The 22,191-nt window shown below is 40.5% G+C and carries 22 protein-coding genes; 21 read left to right on the forward strand and 1 reads right to left on the reverse strand.

What is annotated here, in order from left to right:
- Positions 1-39: 39 nt before the first annotated feature.
- The 3 genes from A0125_RS05045 to A0125_RS05055 are packed head-to-tail and all read left to right on the forward strand — an operon-like array spanning position 40 to position 2,333.
- On the forward strand, positions 40-1,275 hold the full coding sequence (locus A0125_RS05045; protein WP_066753143.1) for a hypothetical protein: 1,236 nt from the start codon (positions 40-42) through the stop codon (positions 1,273-1,275).
- Between the two features lie 55 nt (positions 1,276-1,330).
- Positions 1,331-1,714 (forward strand): hypothetical protein, encoded by a 384-nt coding sequence (locus A0125_RS05050; RefSeq protein WP_066753146.1) that lies wholly within the window; start codon positions 1,331-1,333, stop codon positions 1,712-1,714.
- 13 nt (positions 1,715-1,727) lie between these two features.
- Entirely contained in the window at positions 1,728-2,333 is a 606-nt protein-coding gene (locus A0125_RS05055) for a hypothetical protein (RefSeq protein WP_066753149.1), read from the forward strand.
- Positions 2,334-2,364: 31 nt separating this feature from the next.
- Here A0125_RS05055 and A0125_RS05060 read toward each other — a convergent pair whose 3' ends face one another.
- A complete protein-coding gene (locus tag A0125_RS05060) occupies positions 2,365-3,336 on the reverse strand; it encodes an ATP-binding protein (RefSeq protein ID WP_066753152.1) in 972 nt (323 codons plus the stop codon).
- A gap of 83 nt (positions 3,337-3,419) precedes the next feature.
- On the opposite strand from A0125_RS05060, the gene A0125_RS05065 reads away from it, so the two are divergent.
- The 18 genes from A0125_RS05065 (at position 3,420) to A0125_RS05150 (ending at position 22,176) form a co-directional block, all read left to right on the forward strand.
- Positions 3,420-4,010, forward strand: a complete 591-nt coding sequence (locus tag A0125_RS05065) for a hypothetical protein (RefSeq protein WP_156472423.1) — start codon at positions 3,420-3,422, stop codon at positions 4,008-4,010.
- Complete coding sequence (locus A0125_RS05070; RefSeq protein ID WP_066753157.1) at positions 4,003-4,680, forward strand: hypothetical protein; 678 nt, start codon at positions 4,003-4,005, stop codon at positions 4,678-4,680. The genes A0125_RS05065 and A0125_RS05070 overlap by 8 nt, the downstream gene beginning before the upstream one ends.
- Entirely contained in the window at positions 4,670-6,322 is a 1,653-nt protein-coding gene (locus A0125_RS05075) for a hypothetical protein (protein ID WP_066753160.1), read from the forward strand. Before A0125_RS05070 ends, A0125_RS05075 begins: the two co-directional genes overlap by 11 nt.
- 248 nt (positions 6,323-6,570) lie before the next feature.
- The gene (locus A0125_RS05080) at positions 6,571-6,876 is read left to right on the forward strand and encodes a hypothetical protein (protein ID WP_231863131.1); all 306 of its coding nucleotides are present in this window, start codon (positions 6,571-6,573) and stop codon (positions 6,874-6,876) included.
- Positions 6,877-6,879: 3 nt separating this feature from the next.
- Entirely contained in the window at positions 6,880-8,226 is a 1,347-nt protein-coding gene (locus tag A0125_RS05085) for a hypothetical protein (RefSeq protein ID WP_066753163.1), read from the forward strand.
- A gap of 3 nt (positions 8,227-8,229) precedes the next feature.
- Positions 8,230-9,180 carry a DUF6712 family protein gene (locus A0125_RS05090; RefSeq protein WP_066753166.1) on the forward strand — a complete coding sequence of 317 codons (951 nt, stop codon included), beginning with the start codon at positions 8,230-8,232 and terminating at the stop codon, positions 9,178-9,180.
- Positions 9,181-9,198: 18 nt separating this feature from the next.
- Complete coding sequence (locus A0125_RS05095; RefSeq protein WP_197464796.1) at positions 9,199-9,813, forward strand: glycoside hydrolase family 19 protein; 615 nt, start codon at positions 9,199-9,201, stop codon at positions 9,811-9,813.
- Positions 9,814-10,134 (forward strand): hypothetical protein, encoded by a 321-nt coding sequence (locus A0125_RS05100; RefSeq protein WP_066753172.1) that lies wholly within the window; start codon positions 9,814-9,816, stop codon positions 10,132-10,134. It abuts the gene before it with no gap.
- Positions 10,135-10,294: 160 nt separating this feature from the next.
- Positions 10,295-10,807: a hypothetical protein gene (locus A0125_RS05105; protein ID WP_066753177.1), complete on the forward strand. Its 513-nt coding sequence runs from the start codon at positions 10,295-10,297 to the stop codon at positions 10,805-10,807.
- Positions 10,808-10,869: 62 nt separating this feature from the next.
- Complete coding sequence (locus A0125_RS05110; protein WP_066753183.1) at positions 10,870-14,469, forward strand: phage tail tape measure protein; 3,600 nt, start codon at positions 10,870-10,872, stop codon at positions 14,467-14,469.
- Positions 14,469-14,918, forward strand: a complete 450-nt coding sequence (locus A0125_RS05115) for a hypothetical protein (RefSeq protein ID WP_066753186.1) — start codon at positions 14,469-14,471, stop codon at positions 14,916-14,918. The genes A0125_RS05110 and A0125_RS05115 overlap by 1 nt, the downstream gene beginning before the upstream one ends.
- 1 nt (position 14,919) lies before the next feature.
- Complete coding sequence (locus tag A0125_RS05120; RefSeq protein ID WP_066753189.1) at positions 14,920-15,714, forward strand: hypothetical protein; 795 nt, start codon at positions 14,920-14,922, stop codon at positions 15,712-15,714.
- 42 nt (positions 15,715-15,756) lie between these two features.
- Positions 15,757-16,230: a hypothetical protein gene (locus A0125_RS05125; protein ID WP_066753192.1), complete on the forward strand. Its 474-nt coding sequence runs from the start codon at positions 15,757-15,759 to the stop codon at positions 16,228-16,230.
- Positions 16,230-17,720: a hypothetical protein gene (locus A0125_RS05130; RefSeq protein ID WP_066753194.1), complete on the forward strand. Its 1,491-nt coding sequence runs from the start codon at positions 16,230-16,232 to the stop codon at positions 17,718-17,720. Before A0125_RS05125 ends, A0125_RS05130 begins: the two co-directional genes overlap by 1 nt.
- Entirely contained in the window at positions 17,721-19,754 is a 2,034-nt protein-coding gene (locus A0125_RS05135) for a hypothetical protein (protein ID WP_066753196.1), read from the forward strand.
- Positions 19,755-19,794: 40 nt separating this feature from the next.
- Positions 19,795-20,106 (forward strand): hypothetical protein, encoded by a 312-nt coding sequence (locus A0125_RS05140; protein WP_066753199.1) that lies wholly within the window; start codon positions 19,795-19,797, stop codon positions 20,104-20,106.
- Between the two features lie 103 nt (positions 20,107-20,209).
- Positions 20,210-20,572 (forward strand): hypothetical protein, encoded by a 363-nt coding sequence (locus tag A0125_RS05145; RefSeq protein ID WP_066753202.1) that lies wholly within the window; start codon positions 20,210-20,212, stop codon positions 20,570-20,572.
- Positions 20,569-22,176: a DUF4886 domain-containing protein gene (locus A0125_RS05150; protein WP_066753205.1), complete on the forward strand. Its 1,608-nt coding sequence runs from the start codon at positions 20,569-20,571 to the stop codon at positions 22,174-22,176. The genes A0125_RS05145 and A0125_RS05150 overlap by 4 nt, the downstream gene beginning before the upstream one ends.
- The last annotated feature ends 15 nt before the right edge of the window (positions 22,177-22,191 follow it).

Consider the following 22,191-nt stretch of genomic DNA (forward strand, 5'->3'; position numbering starts at 1 on the left):
AAAGAACTGAATAATTAATCGAAAATCTAATAATAAAAAATGAAAAAATTTGGAGCACTCTACTTGCTAAGCGCAGGACTTGTGATGATTATGGTGTTGATGGGATTCGTGGAGATGATCACGGGAAGCAGAGCTGCTGCCTGGGGAGTAGGTGCGTTTTCCTTATTTATGAGTTTTGCCCCCAAAGCTCAAGGCGCTTTCTTTGATACAATGAATCCCGATTTATCAGCTCTGGCGAAGTATGTTGGAAAGTATCGAAAGCAAATTTATACAAGATTTATTAACGGCCTTACTATATTTCAAGATGTTAATGCCCGTTATGGCGTCAAAGATCGGGAGCAATTGTTAAAGCTAAAAATCAATAATCAGCCAAAGCCATTTACAGGGGTATTCAGTCCACGTGGTAATGATATTGTATTTTCTGATCAGGAGCTAACAGTGGAAAAATGGCAGCGCGATTTCCAAATTCAACCAGATCGATACCGTGATACTTATCTTTCATCATTGCGTGGGCGTGGAGAAGGAGCTAATAACATGACAATCCCCTTTGCTCAATTTACTTTTGAGCAAGTGAATAAGCAGTTGGCAGCTGATATTAATGATGTGACCGTATGGTGGGGTGAAGGAAAAACCGCTTTCTCCGCTTATTCTTCGAGTGCTACTTATGCGGTTGATGATCTTATTCATTATGTAGTGAATGGTGAGACTCGCTTTTATGAGGTAACGGCAAGTACATCTGCTGGCGAAACGCCATTAACAGCACCTCAAAAATTTAAAGCAGCTGATGCAAAAGCAATCACCGAAGGATTAGGCACCAAAATCCGTAAGGCTCGCGCAAATATGTTAATCAAAAATGTTATTTCAACTGGTGCAATCACTAGAGATAACGCATACGAGCAGTTCAAAGCTGTATGGCGTGGAGCGCCTGAATGGTTACGTACTCAAGGCGGCATTTTGTATTGTTCTTTCTCCAACTTCGAAAAGTTGCTAGACAGTTTTGAGAACATCTCAAAATATACTGAGAAAGATGGCACAATGAAGTATTTGCCGTTGACAGACAAAAAATGTGAATTGCGTCCAGTTACTTGGAAAACTGGCTCTGACTCTTTGGAGGTTGTATCTAAAGACAATCTAATTGCCGCAACTGATGAAGAAAGCGACTACAGTGATATCAGAGTAATTCCACAAATGTATCATTTGGACTACGGTATTACTGGAGTTCTTGGATTTGGTGTTCAAGACTATGATGCCATGGCCATCAACGATCAGATCTAGCTAACAAGGGAGCCGTGGTATGGCTCCCTTATTCTCATTATTAATTCAATATCACATGTCAAAATTTAAAACACTAGAAGAGGCGCAGGAAGCTTACGATAAGTTAGTTTCGGATAGCAAAACTAAAACGGCAGAAGCCGTAAAAAATGCTCAGGCATCAAAAGATAAAACTATTGAAAACCTGAAGCAATCAAGTGCAAAACTAAAGGATGAAAATGATGGCTTGAAAAAGCAATTGAAGGAAGCTACCGATGTAGCAAACGATGCCATCGCTCAAGTCAATACTCCAAAAGATAACTTTGTCAAAGCAAAAGTTGGCAGCAAGCAATACAAAGTAAACTTCGGCGTAGATGGTAAAACACCGGAGGAAATCGCCAAGGATAACGATGTTTTGAATCGTTTAGTAGAAATTGGTTCTGGAGCAATTACAGAACTTTAATACAAAATAAGTTATGGGAAGAAACTATAGTAACATTACAGACTTAAAGCAGACGTTTGTTGATGGTCAAGAAAATGCATCTGGACTTCAGGAGAAAGCCTACTTTATTCCATTGTCTTGGATGTCAAAAGTGGCTAAAGTTGCGACAGATGGAACCACAGCAGCATCAGTAGTTGAAATTACCGAAAGTCACGAAATGATATCCGGTAAAACCCCTATTGAATTTCAAATGCTCTATTCCAAATCTGGTGCAACAGCTGAGTTGGAAGGTGAAGAATTATCAAAGGTATTTAGACAAGGGCCCGCGGAGTTCTTTTTGCCAAACATCAACGCCGGTAATTTAGGTACAGCTGCAGCAATCAAAAACTATCGTGGTATTGTATTAATTAAGCGAATTGGTGGAGGTGACTTCTACCAGATAGGCAGCGAGGAACTGGCAGCACAAGTTGTTTCTGGAAACGTATCATTTGGTACCGGCCCCGCTGGTGAAGTTGGAATTCGTTCCGCTTTCCAAGCTTATTCGGCAGTGCCATTTTATGTATACAAGGGCGATTTGCCAGGAACACCTGAAGCTGGTGCTCAAGCTCTGGGAAAATCAATTGCCGAAAAAAATAAGTAAGAAAAAAAGCTTTCCAAAAGGGAAGCTTTTTTTAAAGTTGCAGCGATTTTGGCGATGGCCTCAAACCTTTGATTGGCCTATTATTGTTGAAGTGATTTAGTAAATCCTTTAACTTCTCGTTGAATCTTACAGGAATATTCATTGAGATTACAGTGCCTGAAAAATTACTTTTTGTGTATATCGGGGCACCATCATTCCAAATACTTGGAGTGCAATAATATGCACTAAGATTATCACTCGCTATTAAAAAGCTTCCTCCTAATGTACAGATGGATTTTGTCATAGCTATGCCCCAGCCAGAATTAACCCATTCTCCCGTTGGCTTATTTTTCATGCCTGAGTATACTTTACCACTAATACCTGGTTCAGTGGCGTATTTTATTGCATCAAAAGGTGAAGATATTTTTAGTTTTGGATTTAGTTTTAGACTGTCGGTAAGTCCTACACCAATATCTCTAATGGATATCTGGATTTGGCCTTTTGTAGGAAAATATTGTGCACATATTCCAAGTTGGGGAGAATCGCTGTGTTCTAAAATATTTCTTAACATTTCACGTATACAATATTCAGTAATTTCACTTGAAACTTCGTTTAAATGATTCGACAATATTTCTGTGAATTGTTTTACAAAATGGTTTGTCAAATATTCTTGATATAACATACTTCTATCCGCTGCATCTTTAATTATGTCTTTACAACTTCGAATCATTATCGGAATATAGTTAGGATGAGCATTAGCATTACTTAATTCAGATAATCCAAGAGAGTGGAAAAAATTCATATGTAGTGGATATCCTAGGTGATCATAATTTTTCAAATGAACATTGTAAAACTTTTTTTTGCAAAATGCTAATTCACTGCTTAATACTAACATACTGCATGGATCCATAAATGTGTTTTGCGAAAAATCAATTACAAGATCTTTTGAAGTGTCAGCTTCAGACAATTTATTAATAAATCTAAAAACAGAATAGGAATGTAAGCTATGCGGAACAATGATCATAAGTTAAATTTAATAGGTTAATTGTTCAAATATATGTCCTTTCCCTGATACTTTCCCTTTCGGATTTTTGATGTATGGAGAGTGTGAGAATTTGGCTAAAAAATCCAGATTATGAAAGTGGCGTTCGTCTTTATTCGCAATTCGGAACGAACGAGTTTTTGAAGAATATCTTTCAACAGGGTGAGAGCGATTATACGCGCAGCAAATTGGTTGAAGAATTATCCGGAATTATCGGAAATTCCGGAATTTCCGGTAATTCCGATCCGATCTCAAAGCCGGAATTGCCACATCGAGACAATTCATTCCTGCTCAAAAAACTTCGTCATGAGCGCCAGCAAATCTACCGGCAAATAGATGCTAATATGTTTGCCCTTACCAAGGCTAGATCCGAATCAGTGCTAAAAGAAACTGCATTTCAAATATTAAGATTGCAGAGTCGAAAACAGGAAACATTGGACAAAATCGACCATCTGGAGCTACATGGAACCTTACCGGAAAAAGCGGAAAAGCCGGAATTCACAACCCCAGAAATACAGCGTCTATATGTGCAGATATGGAAAACTCGGAAAAGACTGGAAAAACCGGAATTGCGTAATCGGGAACAAACACAACAGCTACTAAAATCGAAATTGGAGCTATTGGACGAGTTGAGAAAGGAGGCTGCTAATGGCTAATTTTCTACGTCCGAAAGATGTGAAAGGAACAACAGTTTTAGATCGAATATTAAAAGCCTTCCTAAAAGGCGATTTGGATAAATTGTCCCCTGATGATAAACAGGTTCTGGAACGGATCAGCGAAGTGGACAACCGCCTACGGAAGGGGTACATAGTGACTGAGCCTAGAGTAAGCGTACTTACTGGAGCGGCATATGATTTTAAGTATAGCAGGCCATACCGGAAATCTGAGCTTGCACAATGGCAAGTTTCACGATTTCAGGTATCGCTTTCTCAAGCATATGCAGATATTCAAATGGCTGAAAAGTTCTTCCTAACTACTGAAAGTAGAGCTGATAAAGAATTTGGAAGAGGTATGATGATTCATTGGGGCGAAGATGTTGCAGCAAAAGCGCAGGCTGATGGTGATTATCGTGCGTTTGCAGCAATATACAGAGAACTCGCAAAAATTCGCCAGCTGGATAGACCAGATGATCAAAACTTCAAGCCAGAGGATTTTCATCCAATACGACCTATTATTGTTAGTGATCCATCAGAACTGGATCAACCGTTTCCCAAAACTGACAATCCTGATGCTTTGGTAGCCCGACTACTGAAAGAAATGAAGAAAGGCGTTATTGAAAAGATACTTGACGATGCAGAAGATGTAGAGGAGGAAGATGGAGAGTAATTATAAAGATGTAAAGTTGTGGTGGAACAAGCCACAGCTTAGATCGATACTAACTTTAGCAAAGGAAGAATATGGTGTATGGGGAAGAGCCACTGGCAAAACCCAAGGGCCGATTGCATATAGATCCTCTCATGCTGCCAATGTAATGCCTCGCGGTGCCACAGGAATTGTAGGTACGACCTACATGCAATTACTTGATAGAACGTTGCCTCCATTGATTAAAAGCTGGGAACGATTAGGATATGTCGAGAATCTTCATTTTTTCGTTCGGAAACGTCCGCCTACATCACTTAACATTAAGCCTGCAATTTACCCAGTGCTGCACTATGAGCATAGCATTACGTGGTACAATGGTCATGTATTTCATCTGATATCTCAAGATCGACCAGGTTTAGCAAATGGTAAGAACGTAGATGCTATTATCGCTGATGAGGCACGATTTCTAAACCACCAACGCTATATGGATGATATTGCGCCAATTAATCGTGGTAATCTGGAATATTTTGGAAACCTTCCTGAACACCACATGATTACGATGTTTACTGATATGCCTACTGATCCCAAGGGTCGTTGGATTTTGGATAAGCGCGAGCAAATGGACGCTAAGGATGCCTCTCAGGTGATGGCGATTCAGCTGGAAGCTAATAAGCTGGAATTGGAATATTACGAGGCCGTGTCAGCAAATAATGTATCACGCCAAAGATACCTATTGCGTAAACTGAAGGAGTACAGCAAGGTTCTTAATCATTTACGCAAAGGTCTTGTATACTACTCTGAAGCATCGAGCCTAGATAACATCCAGATTTTAGGAGAAGAGCAGATCCGGCAATGGCGACGTGAGTTGATATGGCCAGTATTTCGTGCTGCTGTATTGAATGAGCGAACAATCACGACTGAAAATGGATTCTACCATTTGCTAGACAGTGATCACCACACCTATGATGCATTCGACTATACGCACATAGATAGCCAAGGTATTTATTTACCTAATGGATTAGTGAAAGATTGCCGGATGGATTCGGATCTTATAAAGGGGATGCCAATAGATATATCTCTAGACTATAATTCCAAGATAAAATCATTGGTATGTGCACAGGAAACAAGAAGAGCGTATCGTGTACTGAAATCCATGTATGTGAAGCGTGATGAAAGAAAAGTGTTGGACGATTTGATTGATGAATTTTGCACTTACTACACATATCACGACACTCGGCATGTAATCTATTACTATGACCATACTGCGCTCGTAACCGACGCGACGCGCTTGGAAACCCTAGCGGACATGGTAGTGAAGCGGTATGAGGATAATGGGTGGTCTGTAGAGCGTAGGTATATCGGTCAACAGCCTAGACATGATATAAGATTTAGAATGTGGGAGTCCATCTTAGCTGAGCGAGATGAGCGGTTTATTCCAGTTCGGTTCAATAAGCTCAATTGCGATGCTTTGCTGACTTCAATGCAACAAACGGCAACACGTAAAACTAAAAATGGATTTGAAAAGGATAAACGTCCTGAGCAGAACTCCGCAGTCAAACCCGAGGATGCGCCGCACTTGGGCGATGCAATGGATACGCTTTACATCGGGAAGTTCAATACCACTTACGGATACCAGACTCCAATCGGCGATCTGATATCAGCCTAATCAAATTCGGCTCGCCGCGTATGAGGCGAGCCATTCATATATCCTTTTTTTTTGCTCGTTCACTTTCCCTCGCCGATAGTGCGTGGCGGGGTCATCTGTCTGTCTCTCTAACGCTATTTTTTCGTTTTTGGAGGTAAACTATTCATTAAAAGGTAGATGTGTCTTTTTTGACTGGAATGATTTGCGTATGAAATACTTTCCTTTTGGAGTGTCCTTTCGCGCCTGCGCGTATCTGGAGATATTTGACCATGGTTGAATTCATAAGTGTGAGAGATATGCTTAATACGATGATGATGCGCGGACAGGATAGAGATTTTATCCCGTTTTCCATCACTTTCGTAACGGCAGATCTGAAGAAAGGAACAGGAGGGAAGAGGATCACTTATGATTCAGCCGTTTTTGTAGGTGGTCCCTCCAAGAGAGAGGATAAAGTGCGTAATCCAAATCACTATGATAATATGACACGGAATATCCGTCATAAAAATAGCGACCGGATTACGACTATACATCCTCACTTAGTGATAAAATTTAACGGATTGAAAATAACGCAATAATGTATGGCTGGTGAGGTTGATTTTGTAGATGAGCAATATGCGTTAATAGGTGGCGGTGAAGTGCTCGTAGATATGGGGCAGGTAAATAATCTTGCCCCATTATCCAAGCCACCTTCTAGTCCAAAAATAAAAGGTGAGAGTCAAAGTAGTGAGATCGCAAACTGGGGCGAAGACAATGATTTTCCTCAAAAGGTTATCAAAGCAGCTGAGCAAAGCACAGAACTTCCTGCTCTATTAGATTGGCAGGCACGCGCATTACAAGGAAAGGAAGTAGTAGCATTTCAGCGTTACTTTAATGAAGAGTCTCAAACGTGGGCTTTCAAACCTGTTGTTGATCTGGATATAGATAGCTTTTTACAAGACACTACTTTCAAGCGATATACGCGCGAAGCTGCTACAGATCTATTCTGGTTTTGGAATGTATTTCCAGAATTGATAAAATCAGTTGATGGGAAATCTATTGCATACCTAGGTACGCAAGACGCAAGTTTTTGCCGTTGGTCGCGCATGGATAATAGAGGTTCTGTAAAGAACTGTTATGTCAATGCAAATTGGCCGGAAGCAAAAGCTAAGGATCCGGAAACTATAAAATATGATGTCGTTGATCCATACAGTAACACAAGGGTAGAAGATGTTCAAAATCTGAAAAAGGATTCTTTCATTTATCCAGTATCGTATCCAAGTCCCGGTAAATCATATTACCAATTAGCGAAATGGAATGGATTTCTCACCTCTGGTTGGGCAGATATAGCACGCAGGATACCGCTTAGTAAACGCTCGCTATTGGAGCGAATGCTATCCGCAAAATATATACTGCAAATTCCTGTCAACTACTGGCCATCTGCCTATAAGGATTGGAATAAATTGACCATGGAAGAGCAAAAGCAGATTAAGAAAAATAAGGTTAAAGAAGTCAATAATCAGCTTACTGGATCACTAAATGAGGGCAAAACTATTCTTGTAGAAGTGGGATACGACATGGCTGGGAAAGAGCTGCCGGGTTGGAAGATTGTGCCGATTGAACAGGTCAAGATTGATGGCAACAATTTAGAAGATAGTCGCGAGGCGTCCGAACACCTAATGCGTGCACTGGGTGTAGATCCGACATTGGTTGGTGATGGACCAGGCAAGAAAATGGGTGGAGGATCTGGCTCCGATAAGCGAGTGGCATTTAACATATATGTCGCTTTGCTCCAACCTTACCGTGACGTGATACTTGAACCACTATATTTTATAGCAGAGTACAATGGCTGGACACAGAAGTATCCGGGTTTATGTTTTAAGATGATTGAAATTGAATTGGAAACTTTAGACAAGAGCCATTCGACAAGTAAGGAGGTAGTAAACTAAATTATGAGAATAGTTACGCAAGATGACCAGATCAAAGAAGCCTGTAGTGGCGTTGATGTCAATTTTTCCTTAGTTGGTTTACAGACTTTCATTGATGATGCAGAGTTTGAAATTTTGCAACTTATCGGTGATAACTCGTTACCCGAATTATTAGCAGACAATTTCGGGGCAAGAATTCTGCGCAAGGCTGTTGTTAATCTTTCTCTTGATGGATATGCGAGTACTGGAGCGGTGCAAATATCGAATTCCGGTATTCACGTTATGAAATCTGGAACGATGCTTCCTGCGAGTGATAAGAAGCTCATCACGTTTCGGCGTGACGCCAAAGAGCGCGGATGGAAAGCATTTGAACAGCTGCTATCTTACATGGAATCGCATAAAAAATCATTTCCGTTATGGCATAGCTCGATTGAGCGGCTGAACTACTTTGATACCTTGTTCCGTAATTCAAACGAACTAGCTCAATTTTCCGGCATAACTATTACTGCACATCTTTTTCAGATCATTCGACCCCAATTACGCTTTATACAAGATGATGTATTGGTGAAGAACTTTGGTTCAGAATTGATCTCACATTTGCATTCAAAATTATTACAAGACTCTTTGCAAATGGTCGACCGAAAGTTATTAAGAATTTTTCACAGAATTCTGGGGCCATTGGCTGTTGCAGAGGCAATTCCATACCGAGCGGTTCAAGTTACCGAATCAGGAGTCTTTCAAGCTTCAATTTCCACGTTCGGCACGAATTCCGACAACATTGAAGGTTTGACAGTTGTACAACAACGCATACTGAGTTCTTTGTTAACAAAACTTACTAGCGAAGGGGAATCTCAAATCATTTTGGCAGCAAAATTAATAGATGCAAATCCTCAAGATTGGGGAAGTTTCAATGTGGCAAAGCCATTTAATCCGGAGGGCTTTAATGATCCGGAAAGTAATGTTTATTTAATGTAAATGCGATTAGTGAGGGTGATGATGGAGAGAATTCAAGCGTTACAGAAAATTGTTGGAGCTACACCGGATGGTGTAATTGGGAATGAGACCTTAACAAAATTCCAATGCCACTTTAAAGTACCTACGAAAGCGATGGTTGCTCACTGGTTTGGTAATGTTCATCACGAAACTGGCGGGTTTAAAATTCATACCGAAAACATGAATTATACTTCCGCACAGAGAATTATGGCAGTTTGGCCTAGGAGATTCAAAACTACCGTCGATGCACAGCCCTTTGTACGTAATCCGAAAGCACTAGCAAACAATGTTTACGGTGGACGAATGGGAAACGACAAACCAGACGACGGATGGAATTATCGAGGACGTGGTGCATTGCAGGCAACAGGAAAATGGTCTTATGAGCGTATGGGTGCTTTTTTAGATGTTGATCTAGTTTCCCACCCCGAACAAGTAGCAGATAAGTATTACTGGGAAAGCGCTATTTTTTACTTTGAAGATAGGAATCTCTGGAATCTGGTCAGGGATATTAGTGAGAATAGCATCAGATTGATACGTTTTAGAATAAATGGTGGGTACAATGGTATTGACGATACTCGTAAATGGGTACAGTATTATTTTAAGCTTATCAGTTAAATGAAAATGGAAGATCAAGGCAAGCAGCCAACTTTCTTTCAGATTGTAAAGCATCCAGTTACGTACGCGATGGTTGTCATAGTAACTGTATTCAATCTAGTATTTTACTACATCATTGATTTGAATAAGGATTCGCGCGACGCAGAAAGAAAGCTTAATGAGAAGATGCTAGAAATGCAAGGTGGACTATATCAGCAGATGATCGAGGAGATCCGACCGGCGGTAAACAAAGTTACTGAGGCAGCTATCAAAGTAGATAGCGCAGCAGTGAAGGTGGATAGTGTTGCTCAACAACAAAAGCAGAGAGGGAACAGAAAATGAAATGGATAATTCTAATAACATTAATCGTCACAATTGGCGATCAACCGCAGAGTAGACCAGTACCAACGCAAAGCATTACTCAGCCATTAGATGATCTTGTGCCGTTATTGGATTCTATTACAGTGAAATTAACTGACGTATCTACCAAAATTGAAAAGCTATGAGTAAAATATTGTTAATCGCGCTAACCTGCTTTGCCCTTTCGAGTTGTGGCTTATTCAGAAAGTCTAAACGGTCGGAGAAGTCATCGGAAAAAGTTGAATCTACGAGGAATGCTCAGGTAAAAACCGATATGACCGTAGTGGAAAGTGGCCGCATAAATGTAAACGAGAGATCAGTAACGACATTTAATGGGAAAACAAAAATTTATCCACCTAAAGGATCTCAAGTAACTATTGCACCTGACGGTACAATTACAGCTGAAGCGGATAGTATCACACAGGATACCAAACGGCATACGGATGCGGCTCGCGATATAGCAGGAGAAGCAACTAAAAAATTGCAACATAAGAAAGACAGTGTAGAACAGGAAGGTCAGAATCAACAAATTGAGCAACATAAAAAAGAAAGTGAAAGTAAACCGTCCTTTTTTGCAACGTGGGGAATGTGGATTGGGATAGGTATGGCAGTAGCTATCGTAATAATATCAATAATATTGTATATGCGTCGTTAACAGGCTTTTTTGTAGGTATACTGTCCTTTCGGTGCCCCTTTTTAAGGGGCATTTTTGTTTCTATGGCGAGGGGAAGGACGGATACGGAGAGTGTTTTAAAGCTTATAATTGACAATAAGCAAGCAAAAACAGCGGTGAATGATTTGCGTGATACTTATTTCAAGTTGAACGCTGAGCTCAATAAGATGAAAGAGGCGGACAATCCTGAATTGTATCAACGGAAAGTTCAAGAGCTTCAAAAAGTTAAACGTGCTTGGGACGAACAACGCGATGCTATTCGTGGCGTCAATAATCAATCAAAGGAACTCTCATTAAACTGGAAAACTCTCGCTAAGCAGGCAGCGGCTGGATTAGGTTTTGCCGCGCTTTTTCAAACTGTAAAATCAGGTTTAATTACAGCCATTCAGAAAAATGCAGAGTTATCTGATGTGATGGCTGGTGTGCAGAAAACCACCGGACTTTCCGAAGAAGCAGTGGATCGCTTAAATGAAAAATTTAAGCAGATGGACACTAGGACTGCTAGTAATGACTTGCTGGGCTTAGCGCAAATCGCTGGTAAATTAGGTTACACGGCATCAAAAGATGTCGAAGGATTCGTACGTGCGGCTGATAAAATTGGGGTCGCTTTGGGTGAAGACCTTGGAGGTGTTGAAGATTCAGTGCGCTCGCTTGGTAAACTAGTCGATATTTTCAATATCAAGGATGATTATGGCTTAGAAGAAGCATTGATGAAAGTGGGTTCTGCCATCAATAGTTTAGGTGCTAGTGGATCCGCGGCAGAAAAGAACTTGGTCGATTTCACCCAGCGCATGGCCGGTATCGCTCCAGCTGCTGGAATATCATTAGCAGATACTTTAGGGCTTGCTGCGACAGTGGATGAGCTGGGTCAATCAATGGAATCTGGTGCCACTGCGATTGGTCAGTTTATCGTCGGTCTTGGTAAGGATATTCCGAAAAATGCCAAGATAGCCGGAATGTCGACGGCTGAATTTGCCAAACTTTTGAATGAAGATGCCAACGAGGCATTGATCCGTGTTTTGGAAGGGGCTCGTACTGCTGGTGGTGGATTGGAAGCTTTGGCAACCAACATGGGTGTTTTGGAGATCTCCGGTGCACGCGGAATTGCCGCACTAGGGGCATTAGCTGAAAATACCGAAATGCTTCGTCGTCGTCAGCGGTTATCCAATGATGAGTTTAAGGCCGGCACATCAGTGCTGGAAGAATTCAATACAGTAAACAATAATTTGGCCGCCAATCTTGATAAGATTTGGAACAAATTAGACCAAATGTGGCAAAGTTCAGGCTTTCGAAAATGGATGACTGATATCACCGCTGCAATAATTGACAATCGTTCCGAATTCGAAAAGGCAATGAGTACCTACCAAAGTACAGAAAGGCAATTTAATGAAATGGAATCTAGTCTTACACCATTGATAACTAGGTATGAAGAGTTAAAGGCAAAAGGCACATTGAACCGTGAGGAGCATATTGAACTTAGAAATATTATCAAGCAGCTATCTGAGCAGTGGCCTATCGCTGTGGAAGAAGTGGATAAATATGGGAATGCGCTAAGCATCAATACCGGTATTCTGAAAAATAATATTTTAGAACATGAACGGTATTTATCTATCGTTAACAAAACCGCGATTGCAGAAGGAAAAGCAGAACGAGATCGATTAAAAGCGCGTGAAAAACGTTTGTTGGCTCAGGCTGCTGATATTCGTAAAAGCGGTAATATTTCAGTTTATAACGAAAATGGAGATGGTAGGACTAGCATTAGGAAAGCCACAAATGATGATATCCTTAGTATCAATGGCCAATTAGAGCAGGTTCGTAATGAGATATATGTAACAGAGGTTGATCTTGACAAACTAGGGGCGAATGCCCTCCGGAAATCAGCGGAGGCATTATCATCTGTAGGAACTAAGAAATTCATGCAGGACTCAGATGCCATCAAAAAACGAATTGAGGAACTGAAGGATGTTATGGCAAATCCGTCTACATCAACCGTTGTTTTTGAAGAGGCAAGTGAATGGGTTGACAAGCTCGAAAAAAGATTAAAAACACTCGAAGCTAAAGAAGGTGAAGGAAACAAACTCATCGGCAAGGAAAATAAGAAACCTAAGACAGATGCTGAGCGCGAGAAGGAAAAACAGGAGCGTATTGCAAAGCAGACAAAAGAGCATTACGAGCGTATGCTTAAAGAGGAGGAATTATTTGCCGCGCAGCAACTGATCAATCAGATGGAGAAGAATGATAAGGAAATCAAGCAGCTGGAATTATCATACAAACAAAAGATTGACAAGTTTACTGAATTCTTGACGCGTGAAGGCGTAACAGCTGAACAGAAAGCCAATGCTATCCAGAAGATTGAAGACCTCAAAACAGCAAAAAAGAAAGCTACGGACGATTTACGTGTCAAACACGAAGAGGATGCAATGAAAAACATACTCGCTTTCCGCGAGCAGATGATTCAAAAATCACTTTCTGAATATGACCAAGAACGTGTCCGTATAAATAAGCATTATGACTCTTTACTAAAAGACACAGGTGATAATGCAGAAATGAAAAAGCAAATCGAGGTCAGCCGTGAAATTGAAATTACGGACGCCAAGATCCGAGAGGAAGAGCGACTACAAGAAGTAAAACGACAGTTGGAACAAGATGGCGAAAACTTCTCCCATATGCGTCGTGAGCAGCGTATCGCATCAGTTGTAAAGCATTACGATAAGGAAATTAAGCTTCTAAAGGAGAAGAATAGCTCGGAGATTCAGGAGTCTGAAGCATTCAAAGAAGTGATTGCAGCTTATGAATCCAATAAGCAAAAAGAAATAAATGAAATTAATTACCGGTACCAAGATGAGCGCAAGCAGATGGCGGTCGGGATTGCTCAAAGTATTTCTGATGCAACCTTCTCTATTATCTCCAACAATATCGCTGCCGAATCATCTGCGCGACTTTCTCAGATGCAGAAAGATCGCCAGCGTGAACTCGAAAATCAGAATCTTACTGAGCGCCAAAAAAAGGCGATCAATGATAAGTACGATAAACTCGAGCGTGCAGAAAAATTGCGCGCTTGGAAAGCCGAGCAAAAGGCATCCTTACTACAAGCAGTAATCAGTACCGCATTGGCAGTTACTCGGGCTTTACCTAATATCTTTCTAGCGGCGGCAGCTGGCGCTGCTGGTGCGGCGCAGGTTGCTGTAATTGCAAGCCAGAAGGCACCGCAATTTGAAAAGGGCGGTATACTTCCGCAAGGATCGCAACACAGCCAAGGCGGCATCAATCTGGTGGATTCTCGTGGTGGAAATATTCTAGGGAATATTGAAGGCGGCGAACCTATTCTATCACGAAATACCTATGCAAATAATCGGGAAGTCGTAGACACATTACTTTATAGCTCACAGCGGAAAAATGGAGCTAGAATTCATATTGGCACTACTGCACTTGAATCTGAAAGATACAGAAGATCATCAGCAATGACAACATCAGCACCGGTAGTACAAGTTAGTGCACCGCGTACAGATAATAGTGATGTAGTGGCTATCCTGCAACAAATTTTAGAGAAGGATGATTCTAATCGTCAAATTGTGATCAGCAACAGGGTTTTCCAAGATCATCAAGAGGAGATTGACCGGATTACCAATAGAGTGAATGCATAATGGCAAACCACGAACAGAGTCTTATGGAATTGGTACCACGTCGAATAGTCTCAGCGTGGGCGAAGTATGCAATTGATCATTTTCAGGAATCGTTACGCAAACACAAAATTGGTATTACTCAAAATCTATTTAATAGCTTCAAACGGCAGTTAGAAATGAACGGCGGTGATGTCGAAGCGGTAATGATCAAGTTTGCGATGTACGGGCGATTTCGTGATATGGGAGTTGGCCGAGGTGTAAAAGCGTATGAAAGGAAAACAAATAAAGCAAACCTAATCGCTAGTAAACGATATGGTGCAAATGTATCCTACGCATCTCGTCAACCCAAGAGATGGTACAGTAAATTAAAGACTGCTGAATCTCTTCGACTACAGGAAATTTTAATTGAGGATCTGGGGCACCGGATACCGGCATGGCTAGGGGAACAGTGGTCTGATCAATCGAATTAATATGAAAGAAATCAAATTGGAATATAAAGGGCGGACTTTGAAGTTTCGTCGAGTGGATGGTTGGAGTAATCTTTCGCGCAGGCAATACCTACTGTGGTGTGGTATTTTGAGAATGGAGCTACATGTTGATGAAGCTCTGGATCTTGCCACCAGATTATTTTACAACATTTCCGGCAAGTGGTGGAAACTCCTTAATGCGGCGCATCGTTACGAACTGCGCCAAAAATTGGATTTTTTACTGAGCGCGCAGGCTACGGATAATATACTTGATTCTTTTCGCATAGGGTTTATGAAGTATTATGGCCCTGCTCACAAGTTGTCTAATCTGACCATTGCAGAATACCGGCAAACAGAGCTTTATTACGATATGTACCTTCATACTGGACAAACCAAATTCCTACATCTTTTAGCTGCTACACTTTTTCGGCCTAAAGGTAAGCGTCGAGGGGATGATATACGATTGCCCTTAGATGACTACACTGTTGGTAAACGCGCTAATTTATTTCGATGGACATTACATCCAGTAAAGCTGCTAGCTATAAAATTTTATTATGAAAGCTGTCGAACATATGTCCGAAAATCATTTCCAACCATCTACAAAACTTCGGCTCCAAGTGATGGGCCATTTACTAGACCTAATACTGGATTGCAAGATTTAGAAGATCATATTTTAGCATATAGTGGGGATAAGTTTGGCAGCTTCGATCATACACGCAACACCAATCTTTATCTTTTCTTGAAGCACATGGCTGAGCGCATCGATGAGTATGAACGCGCAATGGCTGCGCGGCAGTAATACTGTCCTTTCCTTGTGATCTGATGTGCGCGATATTCGTGTATGAATCACAGCGACATCTTTGATTATTTTGAGCGCTTAGCTACAGAACATCCTTTGATTTCACATGAAGCGGGTAAAAGGGTAAGCTTTTATGTTATTGATGATGGCTATGATTTTGATGAATTAGATAACGCGCTTCGCAATTTGCTCCGTACACCGGCTTTATTAGTTGATGAACCTGACGGTCGATTGTCGGGTAACGAATCTGCCAACAACACGGATACGATGAATTTTAACATCATGATCGTAGATTCCAAAAAGGGGAAGGAGCGAGTTCGGGATGTACGCAATCGCTGCAAACAAATCGGTCTTGATCTTGTGATGACAACTCGTAAAAAAAGATTCACAGGTATTGTTCCAAATAAACTGGTAACCTATGAACTAGAATCGACCTATTCTCCGATAGGTCCACTACTGCTTGGATATTACGGTTATCAGTTTACAATATCTTTTACTATTCCAATTACTTTTTGATGGCTATCCAAATCCTTCAGCATCCGCCCGAAGTGGCCTTTAGCCGTAATCCGGTAGTTTTTGAGTTGAAAACCGACAGCTTAATTTCTGAGACTGGCAGACCACAGGTATTTGACATCAGTTTGATTGTTCCACCATCGGTAGGATCATACTTTATTCTCTCGTGGAATGGAGCAGATTATATTTTTGTTTTTCAGACGGAGGTATTCTCAAAAGGCTTTATTCTTCCACTTACCGGTGATGGTGATCGAACATGGCAACAAAATGTAATGGATGTGCTAAAGACAAATTACTATGTCGATAAGGATTTTGGTTTATCCATGCCTAATGAAACTACTATTCGATTTGTCTCAAAACATCCGAGCATTAAAATGGGGATTACCCTAAAGCCTGGATTAAGTAATATCGTAGGATCTGAACAAGTTTCTGCTATTGACAAAGTTTACAGACCTAACTTTGCAATTCATCTTGAACTATGGGTAAATAGTACATTAGTTTCTTCCTCCATTGCAGAGGTGGATCAAAGTGGATCTGTTAAGTGGGATATACAAGATTATTTAACCACAATTTTGCAGGCTACTCCGCCGATACTTCCTCACTTAAACGATACCACACCGTTACGTGATTCTCGCGCAATTAGATCTTTCTTCATCCGCTTTGCTGAAATGTATGGAGAACCACAACGTGTTCAAACAATACATAATTCGGAAACACTACGTGTAGCATTGGGGGGCATTGATTCGGACGATAGTGTCAATATTCGAGAAAAGTATTCGAACGGACTTTTCCGGTGGCTAAGCAATGATGTGGGATCTTTACATATTACCCAACCACAATGGGTAAGTATTCTCAACATTGAAGAGGATCGAGCTGATGTATTTGTTTGCATGAATGTGATCTATAAAGATAATTTACAGCGGCAGTTTCGTAAATCGATAGGAACTTGGTCATCTAATGAAAAGCTTACTATTCCTGTTGGAGTTCCGCAATGGGATCCAGCTTTGATGCATGATCAAGATATATCACATTTTTCTATTTGGCTGGAATCCGGAGATACACCAATCACAACTATTTATTCTCAAAAGGTTGAAAGTCGTCTTCTGGTGAACGTGACTAGTTTGGCTTTTATAAATAGTTTGGGCTCACTTTCAACGGTTTGGGTTTATGGGAAAAAAGAATCTGGATATGACATCAAAAGATCCGATAATACATTCGTGAAAAGCAATAATAGGCAAGTGCATCAAACAAGAGAAATGGATATTGCAGCACGCAATACGTGGAAAGTAAACAGCGGATATCGCGCACTTACAGAAATTGCAGCCTTCCGTGATTTTATGCTATCAGGGTACAAGTACATTATCATTGATGATCGATATGTACCGGTCACCTTAAATACGGATAGTATCGTAGATGACGTGGATGGAGATAATTTAAAGGCAATTGCGTTTGAATTGTTAGCGGCAAATGAGAACAGAATTTGGAGTAAATAGATGGCACACGGTTTTTCAATTACATATAAAAATGTTGATCTAGATATTGAGGATGGAAGCCAGCTCACTGTTGAGTGGTATTCCACTGTATTCAATGAATCCGAATTGTTTCGTGGAAGCTACTCCTATCCAGTAAATCTAAAATGGTCTGAAAAGAATCTGTTAGCTTTAAATTTTGCCAACTTAATTGAAAACAGATTAGCTCGTATCGATCTGCAAGTTTCCATATCTCTATTTGGACAGACATGGAAAAACGCAACATTAAGCCTAGATATTGAACACCAGAAACTGCCAGCTGTTCTACTGGTGGATAATGCAATCATATCACAAAAGATTTCTGAGCAAACCTTATCTGATATTTTCATTAAAGTAGATGGACTCAATAGAGATCCTGAGTCCATGCATATTGGTAACGATCTGGAAGATTCGAAGAGGCAGATGAAATTATCTGCACAGACGCCCTATAGTTTGCCCTACGCCTTTCCTCAATACACAAACTTTGCTATCTGGGGAAATAGAGATTTAAGCGAATCCGCAATTGTCAACCGTTTTTTATCACAGTACGTACCCGACGGTTCAGGTGATCAATATGATGTGAGCGGAGATCGCCTATTTAATCCCATGTTCTATTTGGTGTGGGTGATCAAAGAAATATGCAAAAGAGTAGGATTTGAAGCAGAAGGGAGCTTTTTAAATGATCCGGAAGTTATGACATGGCTTATCTATAACACTGGATATTACACTGCATCTGAGATATCGGCAGGGAACTTTGTAATCTATCCAGCTAGGCATCTTCCAAAAATTTCGATCAGCTCATTCTTTAAATTACTTAGAAATGATTTAGGACTATTTATCTATTTCGATTCATTATCAAAAAAGGCGCGTTTCGAAATGCCAGGGGAGATACTCAGTAATCCATCTGTCCTCGATTTCTCTAGCTGGATTATTGATAAAACGACGAAAGTGAAAGGTGTGAAGGATAAGGCATTTTTATTCAACCTAGGCGTCGATGATGGGGATGATACATACAATTTTTTGCCGTTCACGCGAAGCAAACGCCTAGGGTTGCCTGGTGATCATAAACCTGTAGACATCACCATCAGCGCACCAATTATGAATAGCGGTAAATTTTCGGGATTTATGCCACTACCTTTTAGACAAATTCAGGTTTCTCAGGTTGCCAACGTATATAGTGATCAGTATGTCAACAGTAGTGCTTTTAATAAAAAAGGGGAAATTTCGAAGAATGGCTTCACGTTGCGATTTGTTTCATTTCGAGGCATTCGATCTACTGGGCAGTTTGTTTTTGATCGACTTATACCGTACGCGACTAGCGACAATCGTGATGCTAATGGATTATTAAGGGAGGGCTGGGTCAGTACAAATCTAGACGCAGCAAATAATTGGCTTGAAACTATTGCGAGCAAATTCTACCGGATGATGACGCTAACGGAATCAGTAGAGTTTGATGCAAGAATACCAATAGATCGATGGATGCATGTCAACCCGATGCAGATCAGCAGTATGTCACTATATAACGGAATAAAAACGCCGTTCCTTCCAGATCGAATTACATTTGAACCAGCTTATAGAAGCAGTAATATTTTTGCGAAAGTCAAAGGCTATTTATACCATAAGGTCTATGGATTGATAAATCCTGCTGACATGCAAGCAGTACCATTCGAAACAGTAGAGCCTGCTGAACATGTCTATATTGCGTGGAGGTTTATTGATGAAAAAAGAACTGAATTCCCTAACGGAAGCTACGAGATCCACGCAAAACCTCAGTTACTATTCTTTTCTGATCCATTTGCGACTATACCTAAAACAGTCTCAAAATTTAAGTTCAGATTTAAAAGGATCCTACATGTGCCTACCGGAGAATCAGCTGCCGATTACGATGTTGAGACGGCGGAAAATGTGACATTGTATACGGATGAGGAATGGTTAATAACTGGATATGTAAGTGGAGGCTATTCATACACCACGATTGAAATTGTACCAGATGACTTGAATACCTATTCCGGTATTTAGTGTCCTTTCCCTATGTGACCAATTAAGCAATATTTGTATCATGTCAATCACAAAAGGAATTCAAGATCTAACTAAGAAGTTCAGCGCAATTAAAAAACTACAAGAGATGGGCTTAATGAAAGCGTTTGCTGATGAGCCTGTAGTTTACATTTATCCCGAATTATGGCTTGGGAAAGATCAAACGTACGTGAAGCAATGGTGCCAAAATGTGCTGACTGTGTGGGGTATTAAACATCCTGTGCAGTATAAAAAGTTAGGGAAGAATACCGTTTTAGAAGTGCGACATATTGAGGATTCTGCGGCATTATGTAGATATGATGAAGTGAATGGTTTAGTTTTAATTGGTAGATAGTTGTTGTATGCTTGGGGCCATCTCCGATGTGAATCGTGGATGGCTTTTTTGTGTCCTTTTATTAAGGTTTTAGCGTGATGATATTTGATAAAAAACTAGTACAATGTTTGAAAATTTGACGCTTTTTGATTCCCAAGTATCGCTGGATATTTCATTGATCCAAGGCGATACCCGTGAGGTTATTTTGGAGTTTAATGATGATGCTGGTAGCGCGATCCCATTGGCTGGATACGATATTAAACTAACCGCTAGAACAGAGCCAAATAGTGAGGCTTATCCAGTTTTTGAAAAGACAATTGGTGCAGGAATTAGTGTGGATGATAATACTGTCAAAGTTTCTTTTGGAGCGGAATTGATTACAATTAGAGCAAACGTATTGTATTATGATATTCTTTTTAAGAAAGCGACCACCACTCGTCGCTTTGTTGCTGGCAAATTTTTTATAAAATCAAGTGTAACGATATGAACGATGTAAATATTACAGTTTATGATGGAGCATCGGCATGGGAAGCGGTTCAAAAAATGGCTGCAATTAAAAAAGAAATTGCAGATGGACTCGTTGGGGATTTAATAGATCCAATAGCACCAGGAACTGCGCAAGTTCCAGCAGTTATTCCAGCAGGTCCAGCTGGGAAAAAGCGAAAGTTTGAGCCACGGCCTGGGTTTTATCAGGGTTTTCCTGAGGTGACAAGTGATAAGAGATGGTATTTCTACTGGGATGACTCAATCTGGCAGTTGGTTGATCTTGGAAAAATACCAGACAGTAGCATTCAGACTATTTCTTACAATAATTCAATTTTGACTACGGGTAGGTTTTGGAATACTAGTGCAGGAGTTGGTGGTGTTATGCCCGAATCTCCTTCTATATTTGGGAACGGCACAACACAAGATTTTAATGCAGGTAAGGTGAAGATATTCAAGGGAGATATAATTAGCTTACGAACTAGAGGTGGGGCAAATTCTAGAGGTTATTATATCACGAATGTGAGTCGAGTAGTCAAACTACTATCTGCTGCAAATGTGAATACATTGACTAATCCTTTTAATTATGAGGTCATCGAAGACGGATGGCTTTACACAACCTGTATTCAAACAGGTTATGCTGCTTTTTCACTTTCTATCACGAGAAATAGAGCGGAAGTACTTGACTCCAGATTAACTGCTGTAGAGTCTGCTATGGGTGGTGATCAGCCATCAGTCTTATTTACACCACCTAGATTCAGGAATAATCCGTTACCAACAGCAGGGCAAACTCTCCGAATCTTATTTATTTCCAATAGTTACGCAGTTGATACTACACGTGATATCAATCGATTTATTGACGCTTCAAATATCCCAGCATCTAATATTGCAGTATTTGTAGCCTTTCAATCTGGAGGATCTCTAAATGACTGGTGGAGTAATTTTCAAAATAATAGCAATGTAAGCCTGGAACGTCGTGGCGGCACATTGTCTATTGGTGAAGAAAGTGGATCAATTAATTCAATACTTTCTAAACATTGGGATGTAATCGTATTCCAACAGGCATCATTATATTCTACAAACTTCGCGACTTACTCCAATGTTTCGAAAATCATTAATCATGCTAGAAAGTATTGTACAAACCAAAAAGTTTGTTTTGCATGGAATTCCATATGGAGTTATGCAGACAGTTACGCTACAAAACCGACTGGTTTAGAAAGGCTCAATTTGACGTTGGAAGCCTCTAAAAAGGTTTTTAATGAAATTGGTATAGATATAATCATTCCGACTGGAGTAGCTATCCAAAATGCTAGACTTGTTACCGATCCAATAGTTGACGGCGGAAATGGTTTAACAAGAGACGGAACACATCTCGCGTTTGGCACCGGTACTTACATTGCGGCAGCAACATTCTTCTATGCCATTATATCTCCCTTCTTTAACGTCCCGTTGCTAGGTTCAGCTGCTAGACGTCCAGCTACCGCTGGAAGTGGAGACAATGCTAATGCTATGGCGGTTGATGAGAGCAATTATATGGTGTGTCAAAATTCTGCATTCCTAGCTGTAATGGACATGTGGAGCGTACGCAATCCTGTAATTCTTGAATAATTAATAGAATAAATA

Origin of the sequence: Sphingobacterium populi, from assembly GCF_001586775.1 — a bacterium.
GTDB classification, from domain to species: domain Bacteria; phylum Bacteroidota; class Bacteroidia; order Sphingobacteriales; family Sphingobacteriaceae; genus Sphingobacterium; species Sphingobacterium populi.